At 74.8% G+C, this 14,577-nt stretch carries 14 protein-coding genes; 6 read left to right on the forward strand and 8 right to left on the reverse strand.

Annotation, left to right across the window (positions count from 1 at the left end; all coding sequences use genetic code 11):
* Positions 1-72 precede the first annotated feature (72 nt).
* The gene (locus ABEA15_RS01055) at positions 73-543 is read right to left on the reverse strand and encodes a GbsR/MarR family transcriptional regulator (RefSeq protein ID WP_344139704.1); all 471 of its coding nucleotides are present in this window, start codon (positions 541-543) and stop codon (positions 73-75) included.
* Positions 544-730: 187 nt separating this feature from the next.
* On the opposite strand from ABEA15_RS01055, the gene ABEA15_RS01060 reads away from it, so the two are divergent.
* Positions 731-2,035, forward strand: a complete 1,305-nt coding sequence (locus ABEA15_RS01060; RefSeq protein ID WP_345555045.1) for a nucleotide disphospho-sugar-binding domain-containing protein — start codon at positions 731-733, stop codon at positions 2,033-2,035.
* 54 nt (positions 2,036-2,089) lie between these two features.
* Here the strand turns inward: ABEA15_RS01060 and ABEA15_RS01065 are convergent, their stop codons facing one another.
* The 3 genes from ABEA15_RS01065 to ABEA15_RS01075 are packed head-to-tail and all read right to left on the reverse strand — an operon-like array spanning position 2,090 to position 7,643.
* Positions 2,090-3,244 (reverse strand): acyl-CoA dehydrogenase family protein, encoded by a 1,155-nt coding sequence (locus ABEA15_RS01065; protein ID WP_344139698.1) that lies wholly within the window; start codon positions 3,242-3,244, stop codon positions 2,090-2,092.
* A 2-nt stretch (positions 3,245-3,246) separates the two neighbouring features.
* On the reverse strand, positions 3,247-6,021 hold the full coding sequence (locus tag ABEA15_RS01070; RefSeq protein WP_425579341.1) for an ATP-binding protein: 2,775 nt from the start codon (positions 6,019-6,021) through the stop codon (positions 3,247-3,249).
* Positions 6,022-6,032: 11 nt separating this feature from the next.
* Positions 6,033-7,643: a carboxyl transferase domain-containing protein gene (locus ABEA15_RS01075; RefSeq protein WP_425573271.1), complete on the reverse strand. Its 1,611-nt coding sequence runs from the start codon at positions 7,641-7,643 to the stop codon at positions 6,033-6,035.
* A gap of 134 nt (positions 7,644-7,777) precedes the next feature.
* Between ABEA15_RS01075 and ABEA15_RS01080 the strand changes: the two genes are divergently transcribed.
* Together ABEA15_RS01080 and ABEA15_RS01085 are read left to right on the forward strand one after the other, a co-directional pair.
* On the forward strand, positions 7,778-8,350 hold the full coding sequence (locus ABEA15_RS01080; protein ID WP_345555048.1) for an SACE_7040 family transcriptional regulator: 573 nt from the start codon (positions 7,778-7,780) through the stop codon (positions 8,348-8,350).
* A 459-nt stretch (positions 8,351-8,809) separates the two neighbouring features.
* Positions 8,810-10,183, forward strand: coding sequence for an NAD(P)/FAD-dependent oxidoreductase (locus ABEA15_RS01085; RefSeq protein ID WP_344139689.1), 1,374 nt, complete (start codon positions 8,810-8,812; stop codon positions 10,181-10,183).
* A gap of 159 nt (positions 10,184-10,342) precedes the next feature.
* Here the strand turns inward: ABEA15_RS01085 and ABEA15_RS01090 are convergent, their stop codons facing one another.
* From ABEA15_RS01090 to ABEA15_RS01100, 3 genes are all read right to left on the reverse strand, one after another.
* On the reverse strand, positions 10,343-10,549 hold the full coding sequence (locus ABEA15_RS01090; RefSeq protein ID WP_344139686.1) for a heavy-metal-associated domain-containing protein: 207 nt from the start codon (positions 10,547-10,549) through the stop codon (positions 10,343-10,345).
* Positions 10,550-10,596: 47 nt separating this feature from the next.
* On the reverse strand, positions 10,597-10,884 hold the full coding sequence (locus ABEA15_RS01095) for a metal-sensitive transcriptional regulator (protein WP_311543607.1): 288 nt from the start codon (positions 10,882-10,884) through the stop codon (positions 10,597-10,599).
* 244 nt (positions 10,885-11,128) lie between these two features.
* Positions 11,129-11,743: a hypothetical protein gene (locus ABEA15_RS01100; RefSeq protein WP_345555050.1), complete on the reverse strand. Its 615-nt coding sequence runs from the start codon at positions 11,741-11,743 to the stop codon at positions 11,129-11,131.
* A 238-nt stretch (positions 11,744-11,981) separates the two neighbouring features.
* Between ABEA15_RS01100 and ABEA15_RS01105 the strand changes: the two genes are divergently transcribed.
* From ABEA15_RS01105 to ABEA15_RS01115, 3 genes are all read left to right on the forward strand, one after another.
* Positions 11,982-12,236 (forward strand): DUF2630 family protein, encoded by a 255-nt coding sequence (locus ABEA15_RS01105; protein WP_345555052.1) that lies wholly within the window; start codon positions 11,982-11,984, stop codon positions 12,234-12,236.
* A 187-nt stretch (positions 12,237-12,423) separates the two neighbouring features.
* Positions 12,424-13,050, forward strand: coding sequence for a DUF4126 domain-containing protein (locus ABEA15_RS01110; RefSeq protein ID WP_345555054.1), 627 nt, complete (start codon positions 12,424-12,426; stop codon positions 13,048-13,050).
* 120 nt (positions 13,051-13,170) lie between these two features.
* A complete protein-coding gene (locus tag ABEA15_RS01115) occupies positions 13,171-13,845 on the forward strand; it encodes an HAD family hydrolase (RefSeq protein ID WP_345555056.1) in 675 nt (224 codons plus the stop codon).
* 103 nt (positions 13,846-13,948) lie between these two features.
* Here the strand turns inward: ABEA15_RS01115 and ABEA15_RS01120 are convergent, their stop codons facing one another.
* Positions 13,949-14,563 carry a superoxide dismutase gene (locus ABEA15_RS01120; RefSeq protein WP_311543403.1) on the reverse strand — a complete coding sequence of 205 codons (615 nt, stop codon included), beginning with the start codon at positions 14,561-14,563 and terminating at the stop codon, positions 13,949-13,951.
* Positions 14,564-14,577: the final 14 nt, after the last annotated feature.

A 14,577-nucleotide genomic window follows, 5' to 3' on the forward strand; every position in this document is an offset into this window, starting at 1 on the left:
GCCCCGCCCGGCGGCGGAGGGGGCGGGCGGCGTGGCAGGCCCGGGCTCCGCAGGAGCCGCCGCGGGCGGCGGCTACCGCCCCTTCGCCGCCCGCTGCTGCTGCCAGCGCTCGATCAGGGCCGGGAACTCGCCGATCATGAACTCGTAGAAGTCGCGCATCTCCTCGAGGCGGGGCCGCGCATGGCCCTCGTCCGAGGTGATCTCGACGCCGTGCCGGGCCATGCGCAGCATCGCCTCCACGACCTCGTTCTGCCTGCTGAACAGGCGGGCCCAGGCGTCGTCGCGCAGGCGGTAGTGGTCGCGCCGGCTGCCGGCGGCGGGGACGCGCTCCAGCAGGCCGACGGACGTCAGCATGGTGATCGCGCCCGAGACGGCCCCCGTGCTGACCGCGAGCTCCTCGGTCAGCTCGCCCTGGGTCAGGGTCGGCTGCTCGGCGAAGATGGCGGCCGCCAGCACGCGCGCCGCCATGCGCTGCATCCCGTGCTCGCTCAGGGTCAACGCGAGCTGCTCGGCCGTCTCCCGGCGCTCATCGGCTGCGGGCAAGCCGGTTCCTCCTCGGGGTCTGCGGTGGGTGTCCATCATAGCGAATCCTTCGTATGATCTGAGTATTCAGAAGTTTCTGAAATCCGAGTACAGTGAGAGGTCCCCGGCCACGCCTCCCGTGCCGCCGCCGGCACGCCGCGACCGCTCTCGGCACCGGTCCGACCCGCGACCTCAGAAGGAGTCCCTCATGCGGGTCCTCATCGTCAACCACGGAACCCGCGGCGACGTGCAGCCGTTCGCTGCGCTCGCACGGGCCCTGCGCGACGCCGGGCACGAGCCGCTGCTGGCCGCCGCGGAGTCGTCGGCCGCCCTGGCGGCCGACCACGGGCTGGCGTTCGCGCCCCTCGACGACGGGCCCGTCCGCATGCTGGAGGACAAGGAGCTGGTCGCGGACACCGGCGACTCGGGAAGGCGGGGCGGTCGGCTGCGCGAGGCCAAGGCGATGGTGCGCATCGTGCGCCGGGCCAAGGCCGACATGGTCCGGGTGCTGGACGACATGGCCGCCGCCGCGGACGGGTTCCGCGGCGCCGACGTCGTGGTGCACGGCATGGGCTACCCGGGCCACCACATCGCCGAGTACCTGCAGGTGCCCTCCGTTCCGGTGGCCCTGCAGCCGTTCTGGGTGCCCACGGCGGCCTTCCCCAACCCCATGCTGCCGGTGCCCGTGCCGCGCGCCCTGAACCGGGCGAGCCACCGGACCAACGCGCTCGTGCTGAGCGCTTACAACGGGACCGTGGACGCCTGGCGCGCGGGGCGGCTGGGCCTGCCCCGGCGCCGCGGCAGGCACGACGCCCTGCGCCGACCCGACGGGACGCCGGCGCCGCTGCTGCAGGCCTTCAGCCGCCACCTCGTGCCCGACCCGGCCGACTACCCCGGCTGGGTGCACACCACCGGCTACTGGTTTCTGCCCGCGGCCGCCGACTGGACGCCGCCGGAACGGCTCACGGCGTTCCTCGAGGCCGGTGAGCCACCCCTGTTCGCCGGGTTCGGCTCCATGCCCGGGAGCAACCCCGCCCGGCTGGGCCGGGAGGTCGTCGCGGCCGTGCGGCGCACGGGCGCACGCGCGGTTCTCGCGACCGGATGGGGCGGGCTCGCCGACGTCGCGGAGGCCGACGACGTCCTCGTCGTCGGGGAGGTCCCGCACGACTGGGTCTTCCCGCGCGTCTCGGCGGTCGTGCACGCCGGCGGAGCCGGGGCCGTCGGCGCCGCGCTGGCCGCCGGGCGCCCGCAAATCGTCTGCCCCTTCCACCGGGAGCAGCGCTTCTGGGCCGACCGCGTGCACGCCGCCGGACTCGGCCCCGAGCCGCTGTCCGCCGCCAAGGTCACCGCCGGCGGCCTCGCCGAGCGGATCCGGCGGGCCGCGGACGACGGTGCGGCGGCCCGCCGCGCCCGCGAGACCGGGGCGCTGGTGCGCGCCGAGGACGGGACGGCCGCCGCCGTGGCGCTGGTGGAGGGCGAAGCGGCGCGGGGCAGGGCGGCCGGCGGCGCCTAGGGACCGCACCGCCCGGACCGCACCGCCGGGGCGGCGGCCGCCGTTCCGGACGCGTCAGGCCGGGAGCCCCAGCTCGCGGGCGATGAGCATGCGCTGGATCTCCGAGGTCCCCTCGCCGACCTCCAGGATCTTGGCGTCACGGTAGAACCGGCCCACCGGGTACTCGTTCATGAACCCGTAGCCGCCGAAGACCTGCGTCGCGTCGCGCGCGTTGTCCATGGCGGCGTTGGAGGACGCCAGCTTCGCGATCGCCGCCTGCTTCTTGAACGGCTCGCCCGCCAGCATGCGCGAGGCGGCGTCGTAGTAGGCGAGGCGGGCGGTGTGCACGCGCGCCTCCATGTCGGCGATGGTGAACTGGATCGCCTGGTAGCGCCCGATGGCGTTGCCGAACGCCTCGCGCTCGGCGGCGTAGCGCAGACTCTCGTCGACGCACCCCTGGGCCAGCCCCACGCCCAGCGCCGCGATGGCGATCCGGCCCTCGTCCAGGATGCGCAGGAACTGCGCGTATCCGCGGCCGCGCTCGCCCACCAGGTTGGCCTCGGGCACCCGGCAGTCGTCGAACACCAGCTCGTTGGTGTCGGAGGCGTTCCAGCCGACCTTGGAGTAGTGCTGGCCCACCGCCATGCCCGGGGTGCCCGTCGGAACCAGGATCGCCGAGATCTCCGGGCGGCCGCCGTCCTGGTGCCCGGTGACCGCGGTGACCGTGACCAGCGCGGTGATGTCGGTACCGGAGTTGGTGATGAACGCCTTGGTGCCGTCGACCACCCACTCGCCGCCCTCCAGGCGCGCGGTGGTGCGGGTGGCGCCGGCGTCGGAGCCGCCGCCCGGCTCGGTCAGGCCGAACGCGCCCAGTGCCCGGCCGGAGCACAGTCGCGGCAGCCACGTGCTGCGCTGCTCGTCGGTGCCGAAGCGGAAGATCGGCATCGCGCCCAGCGACACCCCCGCCTCAAGGGTGATCGCCACCGACGAGTCGGCGCGGGCGAGCTCCTCCAGTGCCAGGCACAGCGCGAAGTAGTCGCCGCCCATGCCCCCGTACGCTTCGGGGAACGGCAGGCCGAACAGGCCCATGCGGCCCATCTTGGCGACGATGTCGTAGGGGAACGCGCCGCGCTCGTAGTAGTCGCCGATGACCGGGGCCACCTCGGTGCGGGCGAACTCCTCGACGGTGCGGCGCAGCTCCTCGTACTCCTCGGACAGCCCGTGGGCCATGGTCACTCCTCAAGCGTGGTGGGCGCGGAGTCGGGGCCGCCGGAGCCCGGCGGGGTCTCCGCGGGCTCCGGGGTGATGCGGGCCAGCACGGCGTCCATGGCCACGGGGCGGCCGGGGCGCACGGGCAGCTCGCTGACGGTGCCGCCGACGGGCGCGGTGACGGTGTGCTCCATCTTCATCGCCTCGACGACGGCCACGGGAGCTCCGGCGGCGACCCCTTCGCCCTCGGCGACGGCGAGCGAGAGGACGGTGCCGGGCATGGGGCTGCGCACCGTGCCGTCGCCGGCGGCCCCGGCGGTGCGGGACGGCGCGAGGACGGGGTCGTCCTGGAAGCGCCAGGCCGCGCCCTCGCGGCCCAGCCACAGCCCGGCGGGCTCGGCGGCGCGGGCGTAGCGCAGAGTGCGCGAGCGCAGCGCCACCGTCAGGGTGCGGCCGTCGGGCGAGCGTGCGGCGTCGACGGCGACGGACGGGCCGCCGTCGACGCTGACCTCGTAGGCGACGGTGCGGGGGCCGTGTGCGCCGGCTCCGGGTACCAGCGGCGGGGCGCCGAAACTCTGCGGGTCGGCGGCCGCGGTGGTCGCGGGGGAGGGGCGGCGGCGCACGCGGACCGCCGCCGCGCTGTGCCGGGGCGAGCGCAGCCGCCATGCCGTCCAGCCGGGCTCGCCGACGCGCCAGCCGTCGGGGACGGCGAAGCGGTCGGCGGTGCGCGGGTCCGGCTCCAGGCCGAGCTGGTGGTCGGCCGCCGCGGCGATCAGCTCGTCGGGCGGGGGAGCGGCGGAGGAGCCCGCGGTGGGAGCGGGTCCGGCGGCGCTCGTCCGGTCCGCGGTGGCGTGCTCCGCTGCTGTCGGAGCGGGGCCGCTGGCCGGGGCGGTGAGCTCGGGCGCGAGCCGCTCGGTGAGGTCGGTGCTCAGCGCTCCGGCGCGCACCTGGGGCGTGCGCAGCAGGGCGCGCAGGAAGGACACGTTGGTGTCGCAGCCGAGCAGCGTGTAGGCGGCCAGGGCGGAGTCCATCCGGTCCAGGGCGCCGGCGCGGTCGGGGGCCCAGGAGACCACCTTGGCCAGCATGGGGTCGTAGGCGGAGGTGATCTCGGTGCCCTCGTCCAGCCCGGAGTCCACCCGCAGGTCCGCGCCCGCGGGCTCGTCCAGCAGCAGGACGCGGCCGCCGGTGGGCAGGAAGCCGTGGGCGGGGTCCTCGGCGTAGACGCGGGCCTCGACGGCGTGGCCGGACAGGGAGACGTCGGCCTGAGCGAAGGGCAGCGGTTCGCCGCGGGCGACGCGGATCTGCAGTTCGACGAGGTCGATGCCGCGCCGGCCGCCGACCGCGGCCACGGCCTCGGTGACGGGGTGCTCCACCTGCAGGCGGGTGTTCATCTCCAGGAACGAGTAGTCGAGGGCCTCGGTCGTCGACGGGTCGGACGGCCGGGGTGGTGAGGGACGCTCGGCAGCGGGTTGACCTGAAGAAGGGGACTCCCCCGGAGTCCCTGCGTCGCCGTGCCCGGAGCCGTGCGGAGCGGCGCTCGCCGTCCACAGCCCGCCGGATCGGGTTGGCGAACCGGGGCCGCGGTGGGCTTGACTTGAGATAAGGGGTTCCCCCGGAGCCTCCGCACCGTGCTGCCCCGAGCCGCCGCCGGCGGGCCCGCCGCTCTGCGGCCTCTCCGGCCTCGCCTCCGCAGCCGAGCCGACCGATCCCGCGGCCTGCGCCCCGTCGGCGGCCTGCTGCGCAGCTTCCTCCGCCTCCACCGCCGCGCCCTCCGGCGGCTCGACGATGAACTCGACGGTTCCGGCGCCGACATACCCGCACGCCTTGGCCGCGGCCACCGCCGCCTCGCCCATCGCGGCGCGCTGCTCCGCGTTCAGCAGCGGCGACGGCGACTCCTCGACGATCTTCTGGTGGCGTCGCTGCAGACTGCACTCGCGCTCGCCCAGGTGCAGCACGTTGCCGTAGCGGTCGGCCATCACCTGCACCTCGATGTGGCGGGGCCGCCGCACCAGCCGCTCGACCAGCAGCGTCCGGTCGCCGAAGGCCGCCTCGGCCTCGCGCCGCGCCGCCGCGGCCGCCGCGGCGAGCTCACCCGGCCCGTGCACCACGCGCATCCCCTTGCCGCCGCCGCCCGCCGAGGGCTTGATCAGCAGCGGGTAGCCGGTGCGCTCCGCCGCGCGTGCCAGTTCGCCGTCGTCCATGGGCCGACCGGGCTCTTCGGCGAATCCGGGCAGCAGCGGCACGCCGGCCGCGGCCACGCGCTCCTTGGCGCTGATCTTGTCGCCCATCGCCTCGATCGCCGCGGGCGGCGGTCCGATGAACACCAGGCCCGCCTCCGCGCAGCGCCGCGCGAAGTCGGCGTTCTCGGCGAGGAAGCCGTAGCCGGGGTGCACCATCCGCGCGCCGGACTGCACCGCCGCCGCCACGATCGCCTCGGCGTCGAGGTAGCTCTCGGCCAGGGACGGGCCGCCGACGCAGACCGCGGCGTCGGCCGCGCGCACGTGCCGGGCTCCGGGGTCGGCGGTGCTGTGCACGGCGACCGAGCGCAGGCCCATCCGCCGGACGGTCCGCATGATGCGTACGGCGATCTCGCCGCGGTTGGCCACCAGCACGGTGGTCGCGCGGCCGGAGGCGGACACCCCCGCGGCGCGCTCGCCCGGACCGCCGGCGGGTCCGCCCGGGGCCTGCCCGCCCGGGACGCTCCCACCGCTTCCCGCGCCGGCCGGTGCGGGGCCCGCGGCGGTCCCGTCCCGCGGCGCCTCCGGCACGCGGTCCGCGCGCTGCTCACCCTCGGACATCGTCGTCCACCTCACATCCGGAACACGCCGTAGCCCACCGGCTCCAGCGGGGCGTAGCGGGCGGCCTCCAGACCCAGCGCCAGCACGGTGCGGGTGTCGGCCGGGTCGATGACGCCGTCGTCCCACAGCCGCGCGGTCGAGTAGTAGGGGTCGCCCTGCCGTTCGTACTGCTCGCGGATCGGCGCCTTGAACTCCTCTTCCTCCTGGCCCGGCCACTCCCGGCCCTGCGCCTCCAGTTGGTCGCGCCGGACCGTGGCCAGCACGGAGGCGGCCTGCTCGCCGCCCATCACCGAGATCCGCGCGTTGGGCCACATCCACACGAACCGCGGCGAGTACGCCCGGCCGCACATGCTGTAGTTGCCCGCGCCGAAGGACCCGCCCACGACCACGGTGAGCTTGGGCACCCGCGCGCAGGCCACCGCCGTGACCATCTTCGCGCCGTGCTTGGCGATCCCGCCGGCCTCGTAGTCGCGTCCGACCATGAACCCCGAGATGTTCTGCAGGAACACCAGCGGCGTGCTGCGCCGGTCGCACAACTCGATGAAGTGCGCGCCCTTGAGCGCCGACTCGGCGAACAGGATGCCGTTGTTGGCCACGATCCCCACGGGATGGCCGTGGATGCGGGCGAACCCGCATACCAGGGTGCTGCCGTACTCGGCCTTGAACTCGGTGAACTCGCTGCCGTCGACCACCCGCCCGATGATCTCGCGCACGTCGTAGGGGGTGCGGGTGTCGGTGGGCACCACGCCGTGGATCTCGGCGGGGTCCAGCTCGGGCGGCCGCGGCTCCGCCCGCTCCCAGGCGGGCTCGCCGCGCGGGCCGAGCGTGTCGGCGATCTGGCGGACGACGGCCAGTGCGTGGGCGTCGTCCTCGGCCAGGTGGTCGACGACACCGGAGACGCGCGCGTGCACGTCGCCGCCGCCCAGCTCCTCGGCGGTGACGACCTCGCCGGTGGCCGCCTTCACCAGGGGCGGGCCGCCCAAAAAGATCGTCCCCTGGTCGCGGACGATCACGGCCTCGTCGCTCATCGCCGGGACGTAGGCGCCGCCGGCCGTGCAGGAGCCCAGCACGGCGGCGATCTGCGGGATTCCCAGCTGCGACATGGTCGCCTGGTTGTAGAAGATGCGCCCGAAGTGCTCGCGGTCGGGGAAGACCTCGTCCTGCATCGGCAGGAAGGCGCCGCCGGAGTCGGCCAGGTACACGCACGGCAGCCGGTTGTGTAGCGCGACCTCCTGGGCGCGCAGGTGCTTCTTGACGGTCATCGGGTAGTAGCTGCCGCCCTTGACCGTGGCGTCGTTGGCGACGATCACCGCCTCGCGCCCGCATACGCGCCCGATGCCGGTGATGATCCCGGCGGCGGGGGCGTCGTGGCCGTCGGCGCCGTAGAGCCCCCAGCCGGCCAGGGGTGCCAGCTCCAGGAACGGCGACCCGGGGTCGAGCAGCCGGTCGACGCGCTCGCGCGGCAGCAGCTTGCCGCGCTCGGTGTGGCGGATGCGGGTCTTCTCCGGTCCGCCCAGCGCGGTGGCGGCAAGGCGCTCGCGAAGTTGGGCCGCGAGGGCGCGGTTCGCCGCGGCGTTGGCCGCGAACTCGGCGCCCTCGGTGTCGACGGCCGAGCTGAGCACCGGTGCCGTTGGCATGGGTTCGCCTCCGCTGTTAATGAACGCTAACATCGGTGATGTTAGTGTCCGTTAACGTCGGTGTCCAGTGCTGAGCGCGCTCCGTCCGGGCGCTGCCGGGTCGAGGGAAGGAGGCGCCGATGGCCGGCCGCACCGCCGGCGCCCGCCGCGCCGAGATCCTGCGGGCCGCGGCGGGCCTGTTCGCCGCGCGCGGTTTCCACGGCGTCAGCATCGACGACCTGGGCAAGGCGGTCGGCACCAGCGGCCCGGCGCTCTACCGGCACTTCCCCGGCAAGGACGCGCTGCTGGCGGCGATGCTGCTGGAGGTCAGCGAGCGCCTCGCCGCCGACGGAAGGCAGCGCGCCGAGGCCTGCGGCGACCCGCACCGGGCGCTGGACGAGCTGCTGCGCGGCCACATCCGCTTCGCGCTCACCGAGCCGGCGCTGATCACGGTGCACGACCGCGAGCTCGGCAACGTCGCCGAACCCGACCGGCGCCGCATCCGCCGCCTGCAGCGCGGCTACGTCGAGCAGTGGGTGGGCGTGCTGGCCCGCCTGCGCCCCGACGCCGACCCGCCCACCCTGCGCGCCGCCGTGCACGCGGCATTCGGCCTGCTCAACTCCACTCCGCACAGCGCCCAGCAGCTGGATCCCGAGCCCATGGCGGAGCTGCTGCTGTCCATGGGCCGGGCCGCCCTGCTGGCGGAGTCCTGACACCCGCGCCGCGCCGCCCAGGGGCCCTCCAGCGGGCGCGAGAGAACCGCGCCGTGCCCGCGCCCGGCCGAACGGCGGCGGTCCGCCCGCGCGCCGTCCCGTAGCGGTCCCGGCCGCACCTGCGGCGGCCGCCTCGGCCGCTCCGGCCGCGACGACACGGCGGCAGGCGGCCGGGCTCGTGCCCGGCTCTCCGTGGACCGTCGGCGCAGCCCGCCGCCCAGGCCGCGGCGTTCGGCGGTCGCCTCGACCGAAGGCCGGTGGCCTCGGCGGACGGGGCCGCCGCCCGCCCGCGGGCACTCGCCGGCGTGTCGCGGCCGGGGCCCGCGCCACCGGGCCGACGTTTGACCGCGAGGCGCTCGGGCAGCCCGAGCAGCAGACGGACTCGTGCGCCCGGCCGGTGCCGGCGGCAGGCGGCGCCGGGCCGGCCCGCACGGCGGCTTAAGGGGGAGTGGATCGACCATGGCACGGCCTCGCATCGTGGTGGTTGGCGCGGGATTCGCAGGGCTGCAGGCCCTCAAGCGCCTCGAACGCCGCATACCCAGGTCCGCCGCCGACATCGTGCTGGTCGCGCCCAACGACTACATGCTCTACAGCCCGCTGCTGCCGCAGGTGGCCTCGGGGCTGCTGACGCCCCAGTCCCTGGCGGTCTCGCTGCACCGCTCGCTGCACCGCACCCGCATCGTGCCCGGGTCGGCCATCGGTGTGGACACCGACGCCAAGGCGGTGCTCATCCGCAAGATCTCCGACGAGCCGGCCGTCGAGCGCTACGACCGGCTCGTCCTCGCGCCGGGCAGCCTCACCCGCGTCTTCGACATCCCGGGCCTGACCGAGCACGCGTTCGGCAACAAGAACCTCGCCGAGGCGACCGTGCTGCGCGACCACGTGCTCGCCCAGCTGGAACTGGCCAACGCCACCACCGACCCCGTGGAGCGCGAGGAGCGCTGCCGGTTCGTCGTGGTCGGCGGCGGCTACACCGGTGTGGAGACCGCGGCGTCCCTGCGCCGGCTGACGGAGGAGGCGGCGCGCCTCTATCCGTCGCTGCGCTCGGCCATCAACTGGCACCTGGTCGACATCGCACCGCGGCTGCTGCCCGAGCTGGGCACCAGGCTGGGCGAGGAGGCGCTGGACCTGCTGCGCTCCATGGGCGTCGAGGTCAAGCTGGAGGTGACGGTCAGGGAGGTCACCGAGCACAAGGTCGCGCTGACCGACGGCCGGATGCTGCCGTGCCGCACCCTCATCTGGACGGCCGGCACCTCGCCCAGCCCGCTGATGGACTCCCTGGGTGCCGAGACCAGCCGCGGCAAGCTCGTGGTGGACTCCGACCTCGCGGTGCCCGACCTGCCCGACGTGTTCGCCCTCGGCGACGCCGCGGCAGTGCCCGACCTCAGCAAGGACGACCAGGGCGCGGTGTGCCCGCCCACCGCCCAGTACGCCGAGCGCCAGGGCACGGTGGCCGCCGACAACGTGATCGCCTCGCTGACCGGTCGGCCCAAGCGCACGTTCCTGCACAAGGATCTGGGACTGGTCGTCGACCTGAGCGGGCGCGACGCCGTGGCGCGGCCGCTGGGCTACGACCTCTCGGGGTTCCCGGCGTTCGCGGTCACCCGCGGATACCACCTGTGGTCGCTGCCCTCCAACCCCGCCCGCGCGCGGGTCGCGGCCAACTGGATGATCCGGGCGGTAACCGGCGGCGAGGTGGCGCGGCTGGGCTTCCACCGCGGCAAGCCCTCGACCTTCGTGGACCTGGAGGCCGCCCACTACCTCGACCCGCAGGGCGCCCGCCGGGAGAGCGCGCGCCTGCTGGAGTCGGCTCCGCAGCCCGAGGGCGGCTGACGGTCCCGGTCCGGCGGCGCCGGACCGGTCGGAGGGACCGGCCGCCCCGTTCGCGGTCAGCCGCACAGCCCCACGGGCGGCGGCCTCCCGGTCGCCGGCCTGCGGCCGCCGCCCGCACGCATGCTCCCGGGCGCCGGCGTCCGGCGCCGGCGGGCGCTGTCAGCGCACGATCTCGTAGCCCGCCTCGTCGACGGCGGCGTCGAGCTGCTCGCCGCTGAGCGGGCTCTCACTGCTCACGTCGACACGGCCGCTGCCCAGGTCGACCTCGACCGAGGTCACCCCCGGCAGCGCCGAGACCTCCTCGGTCACCGCCTTGACGCAGTGCTCGCAGGTCATGCCCTTGACGGTGATGGTGGTGGCGGCCACGGCGGTCCCTTCCTCGTGGACGGATGTGTCGGTTCCGAAAGGGCGGGTCAGGAGCGCACCAGCCGGGCGATGGCCTCGGAGGCCTCGCGCACCTTCTCGTCGGCCTCCTCGCCGCCGTTGGCGACGGCGTGCCCGACGCAGTGCTTGAGGTGCTCGTCGAGCATCGACAGCGCGAAAGAGCGCAGCGCCTTGTTCACCGCGGCCGTCTGCGTGAGGACGTCGATGCAGTAGGAGTCGCTCTCGACCATCCGCCTCAGGCCACGCACCTGCCCCTCGATCCGGCTGAGCCGGTCGAGGTGGCTCTTCTTGTTGTCGTGGTAGCCGTAGGTGGCCATCTGGGTGCTCTCCCCGGTGTCCCGCTCTTCAGCCATCAATATACCCCCTTCGGGTATAGCAGCGCCCTATGTGCGTGCGGCATTCCCGCGCCGCGGCTCGCCGCCTCGGCACGATACCGACGGCGGCGCGGTGGCCCCAGTATCGCCGCCGCCGCGGGCGATCGGCGCGAACCGGCACACATGGGGCGCCCGGCCCGCAGCGCCCGAAATCGGTGTGCTCCGTGCCGGGCTGCGGACGCCCGCCTCAGCTCCGGCGCGGCCGCAGCCCCAGTCGGCGCAGCTCCACCTCCGCCAGGCCCGCGACGGCCTCCGCGTCGCCCGCGCGCCACGCCCCGGCCGGATCGGGCGAGACCTTCAGCAGCCGCCGGGGCCGCGCCGTCGCCAGCGCGCGCAGCGCCAGTAGAGGCGCACCGCTGTCGGCGGGCATCGACCGCAGCGCCGCGGCGCTCGAGGCCCGGCGGATCCACCGGCCCCGCGTGGGCAGCCAGGCGACCAGTGCGAAAAGCACCGGTACCACCGCCGTCATCAGCGACAGCGACAGCGCCACCGTGCCCATGGTCTCCTGGAACCCGCGGCCGGCCTCGCTCAGTGAGGCGCCCGCGTCGCCGACGCGGCCGAACGGCGCGGCGAGGCCCTCGCCGGCCCACGGCACCCGCTCGGCCTGCTCGGCGGCGTCGGCCATGCTCTCGGCCACGCCGTCGCCCGCCGACTCCATCAGCTCGCCGGGTTCGGCCAGGGCGGCGAGCGTCTCGTGCAGTGTCAGGCCCGCCCACACCCACGCCGCGATCCAGCCCGCGGTCAGCAGGTCGGCCCCGGACTGGATCAGGAAGCGCAGGGGGCGGTCGGCGTAGATCCGCATCGATGTCTCCGAAGGGTGAGAGGGGGTGGGGGCAGGGGTGCGCCGGCGGCACCGCCGGAGAGGCGGCCGCCGGCGCCTGTGTCGGGAACAGTCCCCTCAGGAGTCGGTTCTCAGACCTGCCGGGTACTCGCCGGGGCCCGACCGCACCCGCCGGCGGGCGAATCCGCAGTTCGCCGCGGCCGCCGGAGGAGCACTCCGGCGCTTGCCAAGCGCACGGGGGCCGACCGACCATGGGGGTATGAGCGAGGCCGGAAACCAGGAGAGCAGCATCCTCGGGCGCATCAGCGAACTGGTGACCGAGGAGCGCGACCTGCGGGAGCAGAACGAGCACCGGCTGACGCCGGAGGAGCGCCGGCGGATGCGCCGCCTGGAGCGCGAGCTCGACCAGTGCTGGGACCTCCTGCGCCAACGCCGTGCACGCGAGGAGTTCGGCGACGACCCCGACGCCGTGCATGTGCGCCCCGCCGACGAGGTCGAGGGCTACCGGCAGTAGGTCCCGAGGGAGCAGCAGGGCACGGGACCGGAGCCGGCGCCGGGCGGTGAACGGGCGCCGTGCGGGGAACCCGAGGCCCGTTTCCGGCGTCTCACCGGGTGACCGCGCACCGGCCGGTCGGCGCGCCCCCGCGGACGGCGCCGCCTCCGGTGCCCAGAGCTGCTGAGACGGATCGGGCCGCCCCTCGATGCTGGAGATCCTGACCGGGACCGGGCTCGCCTCGGCCGCCGGGCTCAACGCCTACGTCCCCCTGCTGACCGTCGGAATCATCGCGCGCTACACGGAACTGCTGCCGCTGGGCCCGGGATGGCAGTGGCTGGAGCACCCGGCCGTGCTCGTCATCCTCGGCGTGCTGCTGGCACTGGAGGTCGCGGCCGACAAGATCCCCGCCGTCGACAGCCTCAACGACGCGGTGCAGACCGTCGTGCGTCCCACATCGGGCGGCATCACCTTCGGCGCCGGCGCCTCCTCGACCACCGCCACGGAGATCGCCTCGTGGGCGGGCGGCGACGGGAGCGGCGGGGGAGCGGCCTGGTGGCAGATCGCCGCCGGCGTACTGATCGCGCTGGCCTTCCACCTGCTCAAGGCGAGCGCGCGCCCCGTCCTCAACGCCGTGACGTTCGGTGCCGGCGGCCCCGTGGTCAGCGTCGTCGAGGACGCCGCCAGCGTCCTGACCTCGGTCGCGGCCGTCCTCGCCCCGGTCCTGGCCGCGGTCGCCGCCGTGCTGCTGGCGGCGGTCGGCGTCTGGGCGTGGCGCCGCCGCAGGCGCAGGCGGCGCGAGCCGCGGAGCTCGGCGGCTCCGCGCATCCCCTGACACCCGCTGGCGGTACCCGGTTCGCAGCCCCCGGGTGCCCGGGTACGGCTCCCGGCTCCCGCCCCGTTGGTGCCCAGGTCGGCGTCGGTTCGGCCGCCGCCGTGTCTTAGAGTGCTCAGCGTGGTAGATAACGGGTTCGCTCGCCTCAACGGCGTCACGCACATCGTCTGGGACTGGAACGGCACGCTGCTCGACGACAACCACGCCAACATGGCCGCCCTCAACCGGGTCTGCTCCGAGTTCGGCCGGGACCCCGTCGAACTGGACTTCTGGCGCACCTTCTTCCGCCGCCCGCTGCTCGACTGCTACGAGGAGCTGCTGGGCCGCTCCCTGGCCGAGGAGGAGTGGGCGCGCCTGAACCGCGTCTACGACGACCACTACACCGAGCTGCTGCCCTCCTGCGGCCTGGCCGACGGTGTGCCCGACATCCTGCTCGACTGGCGCGCCTACGGCGGGTCGCAGTCGCTGCTGTCGATGGCCTCCCACGACAGCGTCACCACGCTGGTCGCCCAGCGCGCGCTGGAGCGCCACTTCGCGCGGGTGGACGGGCGGCGCTTCGACACCCGCGACGGCTCCAAGTCCCACCACCTGGCCGCCCACCTCGCCGAGCTGGACGTCGACCCCTCCGCGGTGGTGCTCGTCGGCGACATCGACGACGACGGCCGCGCCGCCACCGAGGCCGGGGCGCACGCGGTCCTGGTGGCCGCCGGCATGATGAGCCGCGAGCGGCTGGAGGCCACCGGCCACCCCGTGGTCGACACCCCCAGGGAGGCCGTCGCCGCCCTGTGCGCCTGAGCCGGCGCGGCGCCGCCGCTCGGCGGGCCGTCGGACGGGACGAGGGGCGGCACCGGCGGTGCCGCCCCTCGTTCACTCGCTGCGCCCGGGGTCCGAGCGGACCTCAGCCGAGCTGGACCTTGCGGGCGTCGTCGAAGCGGCGCTGCACGTCCGCCCAGTTGACGACGTTCCAGAACGCCTTGACGTAGTCCGCCTTGACGTTCTTGTACTGCAGGTAGAACGCGTGCTCCCACATGTCCAGCATGAGCAGCGGGTAGGAGCCGGCCGCCAGGTTGCCCTGGTGGTCGTAGAGCTGCTCGATGATCAGGCGCTGGCCGAGGATGTCCCAGGCGAGGATCGCCCACCCGGAGCCCTGCACACCGGTGGCCACGGCGCCGAAGTGGGCGCGGAACGCGTCGAAGGACCCGAACTGGTCGTCGATGGCGGCACCGAGCTCGCCCTCGGGCTTGTCGCCGCCGTCCGGCGACATGTTCGGCCAGAAGACGGTGTGGTTGATGTGCCCCGCCAGATTGAACGCCAGGTTCTTCTCCAGGAGGTTGACCGTGCTCAGGTCGTTCTTGTCCCGGGCCTCGGCCAGCTTCTCCAGCGCGGTGTTGGCGCCCGAGACGTAGGTGGCGTGGTGCTTGTCGTGGTGCAGCTCCATGATCTGACCGGAGATCCACGGCTCCAGCGCCGAGTAGTCGTAGGGCAGCTCCGGAAGCTCGTAAGGCGCAGGCATGTTTCTACGCACCT

The sequence above is a fragment of the Streptomonospora halophila genome (assembly GCF_039542725.1).
Lineage (GTDB): Bacteria > Actinomycetota > Actinomycetes > Streptosporangiales > Streptosporangiaceae > Streptomonospora > Streptomonospora halophila.